3 protein-coding genes are annotated in these 7991 nt (G+C 64.5%); all 3 read left to right on the forward strand.

Features of this window, described 5'->3' with window-relative positions; genetic code table 11:
• Positions 1-46: 46 nt before the first annotated feature.
• The 3 genes from ilvC to GFD25_RS10880 all read left to right on the forward strand — a co-directional run bounded on the left by ilvC (position 47) and on the right by GFD25_RS10880 (position 7598).
• Positions 47-1099 (forward strand): ketol-acid reductoisomerase, encoded by a 1053-nt coding sequence (gene ilvC / locus GFD25_RS10870; RefSeq protein ID WP_163232756.1) that lies wholly within the window; start codon positions 47-49, stop codon positions 1097-1099.
• 197 nt (positions 1100-1296) lie between these two features.
• A complete protein-coding gene (locus tag GFD25_RS10875) occupies positions 1297-5214 on the forward strand; it encodes a glycoside hydrolase family 2 TIM barrel-domain containing protein (RefSeq protein ID WP_163232758.1) in 3918 nt (1305 codons plus the stop codon).
• Positions 5215-5402: 188 nt separating this feature from the next.
• A complete protein-coding gene (locus GFD25_RS10880) occupies positions 5403-7598 on the forward strand; it encodes an acyltransferase family protein (protein WP_163232760.1) in 2196 nt (731 codons plus the stop codon).
• Positions 7599-7991 lie beyond the last annotated feature (393 nt).

Below are 7991 nucleotides of genomic sequence, written 5' to 3' on the forward strand. Positions count from 1 at the left end.
GCCGCGTCCCCGTGCGCCGTGGCACGCAAGTACAAGGAGTGCTTACATGGCTGCACAAATCTGGTATGAGAACGACGGCGACCTCTCCGTGCTCGAAGGCAAGAAGGTCGCGATCATCGGTTATGGCTCGCAGGGCCACGCTCACGCGCTGAACCTGCGTGATTCCGGCGTCGACGTGGTCGTCGGCCTGCGTCCGACCTCCAAGTCGGTCGAGTTCGCCAAGGAGCAGGGCCTCGAAGTGAAGTCCGTTCCGGAAGCCGCCGCCGAAGCCGACATCATCATGATCCTCGCCCCGGATCAGTACCAGCGCACCATCTGGGCCAACGACATCGAGCCCAACATCAAGCCGGGCGCCGCCGTCGCGTTCGCCCACGGCTTCAACATCCACTACGGCTACATCAAGCCGACCGAGGATCACCCGGTGTTCATGGTCGCTCCGAAGGGCCCGGGCCACATCGTGCGTCGTGAGTACGCCGCCGGCCGTGGCGTCCCGGTCGTCGTGGCCGTCGAGCAGGATCCGCGCGGCGACGGCTGGGACATCACCCTGGCCTACGCCAAGGCTCTCGGCGCCCTGCGCGCCGGCGCCATCAAGACCACCTTCAAGGAGGAGACCGAGACCGATCTGTTCGGCGAGCAGAACGTCCTCATGGGCGGCGTGAACAAGCTCGTCGAGATGGGCTTCGAGGTCCTCACCGACGCCGGCTACCAGCCGGAGATCGCCTACTTCGAGGTTTGCCACGAGCTGAAGATGCTCGTCGACCTGATGAACGAGGGCGGTCTGAACAAGGCCCGTTGGTCCTGCTCCGACACCGCCCAGTACGGCGACTACACCAACACCGTCATCAATGAGGACTGCCGCAAGCGCATGGAGTACCACCTCAAGCGCATCCAGGACGGCTCCTTCGCCAAGGAGTTCATCGACGACCAGGATGCCGGCGCCCCGCACTTCAAGGAGCTGCAGGAGAAGTACTCCAACGAGCGCATCGAGACCGTCGGCCCGAAGCTGCGCGCCATGTTCTCCTGGAACAAGGACGGCGTGAAGGACGCCGACGAGGCCAACTCCTTCACCGGCAAGATCGCCCGCGCCCAGGTTCAGTGAGGCGATAGCCGAGCGAAGGCAGCATTGAGTCCCGCCGTAGGCGAGTCCATAATTGCGCAACCCCGTTAGGCACATGACAGCCGCCGTTTCCGTTCATGCGGAAGCGGCGGCTTCTGCGTATTCAGGCACGCCGGACAAACCGTAATGGTAGCGTTATCGCCGATACCGGCCAACCAGCCCGAAGGAGCGCCGAACCCATGTTCATCCCACGGTATTACGAGAACCTCGACACTTTGCACGTCGGCACCGAGCCGAACCGCGCCTACTACATCCCCGCTTCGCAACGTATGGACACGGTCGGCGAGAAGCGCGCGAATTCCGACCGCTTCACGCTGCTCAACGGCGACTGGGACTTCAAGTATTACGACAGCATCTACGATCTGGACGACGACGTGCGCCGCGCCCATGAATCCGGCAGTCCCGCATTCTTCGACGATGGCTTCGACGGTGTCGGCACGGACGCCGACGCCGAGGTCTGGGAGCATCGCGCCGCCGTCAGCCACGGTCGCGAGGCCGCCGGCTTCACCGCCATCCCGGTGCCGAGCGTCTGGCAGAACCACGGCTTTGACGGCCACCAGTACACGAACGTCAACTACCCGTTCCCGCTCGATCCGCCGTTCGTCCCGCAGGACAACCCGTGCGGCGTCTACATCCACGAGTTCGAGCACACGCCGAACGAGGCCGCCCCGCGCACCTTCCTCAACTTCGAGGGTGTGGACTCATGCTTCTACGTGTGGCTCAACGGCACGTTCATCGGCTACTCGCAGGTCTCGCACTCCACGAGCGAGTTCGACGTGACCGACGCGCTCGTCGACGGCATGAACATGCTCGCCGTACTCGTGCTCAAGTGGTGCGACGGCAGCTATCAGGAAGATCAGGACAAATTCCGCATGTCCGGCATCTTCCGCGACGTGTACCTGCTCGACCGTCCCCAGGACGCGATCCGCGACTACTTCGCGCATACCGCGATCTGGCGCAACGTCGATCCCGGACTGCTGGAGGGCGGCCTGACCGACGCCGAGTACGACGCGTCTCCGGTCGATCACGCGACCGTGGACGTGGATTTCGCGTTCTATGACGACGTGGATGTTCCGGTGACCGTGCAGCTGTTCGACGCGGACGGCGAGCTGGTCGCCGAAACGCAGGCCGAGCCGATCGACCTTGCGGCCGCTGGTGCGACCTCGGACTCCGACGACGATTCGGATGCCGGTCTCGAGGAAGGCGTCGTCGAATCCGTCGACGAAGTCGCCGACACCTCCGACGAGCCGACCGACGCGGAATCCGCGATGCATATCGCCATCGAAACCGGCACCGCGTCGCCGATGGCCGTCGACACGGACACCGCCGCCGGCGACAGCGCGTTCCTGCCCACCGCGCACGCGCAGCTCATCGTCGAGGATCCGCACCTGTGGACCGCCGAAACCCCGTATCTGTACACCATCGTCTACACCACCGCGAACGAGACGATCACCGACCATGTCGGCATCCGCGAGATCAGCGTCGACGGCAACGTCGTCAAGGTCAACGGCAAGCCGATCAAGATCCACGGCGTCAACCGCCATGACTCCGATCCCGTCACCGGCCCGGTCATCAGCGAGGCGCAGATCATGCGCGACCTGACGCTGATGAAGGAGCACAACGTCAACGCGATCCGCACCAGCCACTATCCGAACGCGCCGCATTTTTACGACCTGTACGACCGGCTCGGCTTCTACGTGATCGGCGAGGCCGACGACGAAAGCCACGGCACCGACGAGGTGATTGCCGAGGACACGAGCTGGGAGGCGATTTCCGAACGCTGGCCGCGCCTGATCGCCGACAATCCGGCGTTCATCGCGCCCACCGTCGACCGCGTGCAGCGTTGCGTCGAGCGAGACAAGAACCACGCGTCGATCATCATCTGGTCGATGGGCAACGAGTGCGCGTACGGCTGCACGTTCGAGGCGGCGCTCGCCTGGACGCACGCGTTCGACCCGAGCCGCCTGACCCACTACGAGTCCGCGCGGTACGTGACCAACGACCGCGAGTACGATTTCAGCCATCTCGACATCCACAGCCGCATGTACCCGTCGATCGAGGACATCGACCAGTACTTCTCCGAGGAGGGTCCGCGCACGCCGGACGGCAAGCGCGACGGCAGCAACGGAGACGATGGCGACAACGGCGTCAAGCCGTACTTCCTGTGCGAGTTCTGCCACGCGATGGGCAACGGTCCGGGCGACCTCGAGGACTATTTCGACCGCATCCAGCGCTACGACGGCCTGCTCGGCGGCTGCATCTGGGAGTGGTGTGACCATGCGATCGACCGCGGCACGACCGCGGCCGGCAAGCACGAGTACGCGTATGGCGGCGACTCGGGCGAATACCCGCACGACGGCAACTTCTGCATGGACGGCCTCGTCTATCCCGACCGCACGCCGCACACCGGCCTGCTTGAGTTCAAGAACGTGTACCGTCCGGTGCGCGTCGCCGGATTCGACCCGGCCGCCGGTACGGTCACGCTGCACAACTACTACGACTTCCTCAACACCGCCGACGCCGGCCTGTTTCTCGACTTCACGCTTGTCGTCGACGGCCGTCCGGCCGTGAACGCGGTCTGGGAGGAGGATGCTGCCGCCGGCGACGCGTATCGTGTGGCGCACCCCGGCAGCTACACGCCGGGCATGCCCGCGATCGAACCGCACGGCGAGGCGACGGTCGAACTGCCGACCGCGATCCGCGCCGCGATCGACCGGCTGGGTGCGTCCGCCGGCAAGGTGACGCTGCTCGTGCGCACGTATCGTCTGACCGACGACGGCGTGCTGCTGGCCGGATTCCCGCTCGGCTTCGACGAGGTCGCGGTGCCGACCGCCAACCCGCGCAACCAGACCGTCGTCGCGCTGCTGGACGCGGTGCGTGAGGACGAGTCCGCCGATGACGTGGACCTGTCCGGCGATGAGGTCGTCGAAGGCGGTTGCGACGGCGAAGGATGCGGGGATTGCGACGGCGAGCCCGGTGGCTGCGGCGGATGCGCGTGCGGCAAGGCGGTATCGTCCGTCACCGCGGACGCATATCTGGCCGCCCGCGAATCCGGCACCGTGATCCCGCCGCTGCTCACCGTATCCGAAACGTCCCGCGCGATCACCGTTGAATCCCCGGATTTCCGGTACGAGCTCGACAAGCGCACCGGTCTGTTCTCGTCGATGACGTTCGCGAACCGCTCCCTGCTCGATCGTCCGATGGAGGTCGGCATCTGGCGTGCGCCTACCGACAACGACCGCAACATTCGTCACGAGTGGGAGCGCGCCCGTTATGACCGCGCCTATGTGCGCGCCTATGAGGTCGGCGTGCTGGTCGACGAGGATGACGTGATTGCGCCGCAGGATGACGCGGCATCGATTTCCGATGTGGATATGGTTTCGCCGGAGATCGCCGCACAGTCCGAGGGAGAGCCGACGTTCATCGCCTCGTTCGGCGATGCGGATGATCGCGGCGCCTCGGCCTCGCCTGCGATCGACGCGGTGTCCGTCGCCGGAGACGTGACCATCCATGCGCGGCTCGGCCTGGTCACGCCGGTCGTTCAGCGCATCGCCGACATCGACGCGACGTGGACGATCCACGTGGGCGGCGCGGTCGAACTGACGATGGACGTGGTGCGTGATCCGTCGTTCCCGTTCATGCCGCGCTTCGGCCTGCGCATGTTCGTGCCCAAGGTGATGCGCGACGTGACGTACTGCGGACTCGGCCCGGTCGAAAGCTACGTCGACAAGCGTCGCGCCAGCTGGCACGGCGTGTTCTCCGGCACGCCGGCATCGCTGTTCGAGCCGTACATCAAGCCGCAGGAAAACGGCAACCACCACGACTGCGACTGGGCGTCCGTGGCCGGCGACGGCGTGACGCTCACGTTCTTCTCCGAGCGCACGTTCGATTTCCAGGCGTTGCCGTACACCGCCGAGGAACTGACGCGCAAGGCGCATAACAGCGAGCTGGAGGAATCCGGTTCGACCGTGGTGAACGTGGACTACATGCAGTCCGGCATCGGCTCGAACAGCTGCGGCCCGGCCCTGATCAAGGACTACCGTCTCGACGACGACCAGTTCTCCTTCACGATCGGACTGTTGCCGTCCGCCTGCTGATGGTGTGACGCTGCACAGCGCATGACGAGATCCCGGCAGGATGATTCCCGCCGGGATCTCGTCGTATTGGTGCCGCTGCGAGCCGCGCCCGGCGTGCGTTCGCCGTATGATGCGCGACGACGTTGTCAGCGAGGCGGCGAATAATCGGGGGGGGGGTTAACGGAATCCATCGTAGGAGAAGTAGAGATATGGAACACCCTCGTCCGTCGCGCACGGCATCATCCCGCCGAATCGGCGCGGATACAGATCGTTCGGAACGAACCGCGACTCAACGAACCGCGGCCGCAGGCGCGCGTGCGGACACCAGCCGCGCCGCCGTCAACGCATCCGCTCGGACGCACATCACCGCCATCGACGGTCTGCGCGCGCTCGCCATCATCGGTGTGGTCGCCTACCATACGCGGCCGTCGCTGTTGGGCGGCGGATTCCTCGGCGTCACCGTCTTCTTCGTCATCAGCGGCTTCCTCATCACCCGCAGCCTGACCGCACAACTGGCACGTACCGGCACCCTGTCCTACGGCACGTATCTGGTCAAACGCCTCAAGCGACTGGTTCCGCCGGTCGCGGTCATCATCGCGTTCACCGCGCTGGCCAGCTATCTCGTCGCGCCGAGCCTCTTCGCCAAAGCGCAGTCCGATGCCCTGCCGTCCATGCTGTTCGTCAGCAACTGGGTCTACATCTTCCGCCACGTTTCCTATTTCGCGGCCGCCGGTCTGCCGTCGCCGCTCACGCACCTGTGGTTCCTGAGCCTGCTCATGCAGTTCTACCTGCTGTGGCCGATCATTCTGCTCGCGCTTTACCGCAGTGGACTGTCCCGCACGGCGAGGATCGTGGCCGTCGGCGTGCTGGCGGCGTTTTCCGCGGTACTGATGGCGGTGATGTTCGATCCGAACGCCGCCGGCAGCCGTGTCTACTACGGGCTGGACACTCGCGCCACGGAACTGCTGTGCGGCGCGGTGCTGGCGATGCTGTTGCCGTCGCGTAACCCCGACGCGTCCCGGCGTCGGCGGGCGCATGCCGCCGGACCCGGCATCGCGTCCGATCGTTCGCGGCGGTTCGGCATCGGCGACCTTGTCGGACTGGCCCTGCTGGCGGCGATGATCGTCGCATTCGTCGTCGTCCGTTCGGATTCGACGTTCCTGTACCGCGGCGGCTATCTGATCGCGGCTCTGCTGACCGCGCTGCTGCTCGCCTTGGCAATGGTGCCCGGCAATCTGGCCGGACGCGTGCTGTCCGTAGCGCCGATGCGCTATCTCGGATCACGGTCGTTCTCGCTGTATCTCGTGCATTATCCGATGCTCGAAATGATGAATCCGGCGACGCGCACCACCGATCTGGCGTGGTGGGAGTGGATCGTGCAGGCGATCGCGTTGCTGGTTGCGGCCGAGTTGTTCTATCGGCTGATCGAGCATGTGCCGGCTGGGGTTGTGGCCGTGGCGCGTGCGGTGGGTGCAGCCGGTGCCGCTGGTGCCGATGCTGTGCGCGGCCTCGGCAACGCGGGTGGTTTCGCCGGCGCGAATCGTTCTATTGTGGCGCGGCAGGCGCAGGTGGTCGTGCGGCGTGCGATCGTCATGCTGAGCGCGGTCGCCGTGGCGTTGCTGTGCGTGCTGCCGCTCAACTGGGGTGCGATCGCGTCGGCCCGTTCCGCGTACCTGCGTCCGGTCGTGGCGCAGACCGCGAAACCGAAGACGCAGAAGACCCAGTCGTCGGGAACGTCGAAATCGGAGACGACTGCGGAAGGTTCCGATGCCGGACAATCCGACGGTGACGGTTCCGGTTCGTCTGACGGTTCTGCCGATGACCAGAGCAAGGACTCGTCGGGCAAGTTGGTTCCCATGGCCGAGAAGGTGCCGAAGAACCTTGATACGACCGGCTGGACGTATGACGCGTCCACCGGCGTCTGCACGGCCGATCCGCTGATCATCAGCGATTCGATCGAACTGGGTGCGCGCAGCGTGATGGACGTCGTCATGCCGAACGCCGTTCAGGACAATGAGGTGAATCGTCCGATCACCGCGTTCCCGGACCTGTATCAGCAGCATGTGGCCGCGGGCGAGGACAGGCGTGTGGTGATCGCCGCGCTCGGCGCCAACAGCGCCAGCGTCGACCGGCCCGAGACCTTGGAGAACGTCGTGGCGTCCGTGCAGGGCAAGCCGTTGTATTTCATCACGGTCCGTTCCCCGATGATCAGCCAGGATTGGGTGAACGAGAACCTGCGTTCGGTGGCGGCGAAGCACGACAACGTCGGCATCATGGATTGGCACGGCCTGAGCGAGGGACATGACGAATACTTCGCCGACGACGGCACGCATCTGACGCAAGGCGAGGGGTTGGGCGCCGAAGCCTATTCCCGCATGATCGTCAGTGCGTTGTGCGGGCAGTGAGTGTGTGCTCGGCCGGATGGTTGAACGAAGCGGCGTATCGAACGTGTTGTTGTGCGTTTGATACGCCGCTTTGTTGTATGTGTGTTTGTACCTGTTGGTTGGTGTGTTGTTTGTTTTGGGTTTGTTTTTGGGGTTTATTCTGGGGTTGGTGGGTGTGGTTTGCGTGTTTGCGACACGCCGTGGGATGTGTGTGTTTTCAATGGTTTTGGGGTTGTTTGGTTGGTGTCGGGTTGCGTGGTTGGTGGTTGGTGTGTATGTTTATCTCTTGCTGCTCAGCGCGGCGGGGTTCTTCTCCTTGATGGATCGGTCCGCTGACGTGGTGGTGGTTTGAGAACTCAAGAGCGTGTTTGTACTACTTCTTTATAGTCAATGATTGCCAGTTCATTCCCTTCC

Source organism: Bifidobacterium aerophilum (genome assembly GCF_010667685.1).
Lineage (GTDB): Bacteria > Actinomycetota > Actinomycetes > Actinomycetales > Bifidobacteriaceae > Bifidobacterium > Bifidobacterium aerophilum.